The following is a 632-nucleotide window of genomic DNA, read 5'->3' as shown; positions in this document are numbered from 1 at the left end:
TCCATGAGCAGCGCCTATGCCGATCCGGTCGTCCGCCTCACGGCGCCACATCCTTGGTTGGGAAGCCGCAGGACGTTCCGAGATTGCGGTAGGCCTTGGTGAAGCCGTCCATCGGAATGCTGGCGACAGCCTGCTTGCCGAAGGTCACGTCGAGCGAGGTGGCCTGGCGCATGGCACGCAGCAGCGCGAGACTGGTCTTAGCCTGATTGTCGACCGTCCAGCTGGGGCGGCCGATGACGCCATCGTTGGAGTAGACCGTGGCCGAAACCTTGACACCGGGATCGCCGAAAGTCGCCGCGATCTTCTTGCCGGTTGGCAGGGTCTTGTTGTCGATGGTGATCAAGATCGCCGGATAAGCATCGGGCGGCAGCGCATCGCCGGTCGAGATCGACAGTGTCAGCGTGGCCGAATTGCCGCTCGCATCGAAGAATGCCGTGGAGGCCGCGCAGGTCTTGTGCGCGTCCTGGCCGGTGTCGAGCGTATCGACCATAGTCGTCCAACGGCCGAAAGTGCTGGTGGCGGGCATGTCCGGAGCGGGCTGCGTCTGCGCCAAGGCAGGCCCGCAAGCAGCCAGCCAGCCGAAGGCGCCGAGTGAGGCAAGACAAAAATCGCGCATCATCAATCTCCAGTTC

The 632-nt window shown here is 63.8% G+C and carries 1 protein-coding gene; it reads right to left on the bottom strand.

The window, feature by feature from the left end; all coding sequences use genetic code 11:
* Window positions 1–37 precede the first annotated feature (37 nt).
* Complete coding sequence (locus EOA36_RS36600) at window positions 38–616, bottom strand: hypothetical protein (RefSeq protein WP_127869634.1); 579 nt, start codon at window positions 614–616, stop codon at window positions 38–40.
* Between the last annotated feature and the right edge of the window lie 16 nt (window positions 617–632).

This window comes from Mesorhizobium sp. M8A.F.Ca.ET.021.01.1.1, assembly GCF_003998025.1.
GTDB lineage: Bacteria > Pseudomonadota > Alphaproteobacteria > Rhizobiales > Rhizobiaceae > Mesorhizobium.
Note: the sequence above shows the minus strand (reverse complement) of the source record. Positions and strands in the feature narration are given on the sequence as shown.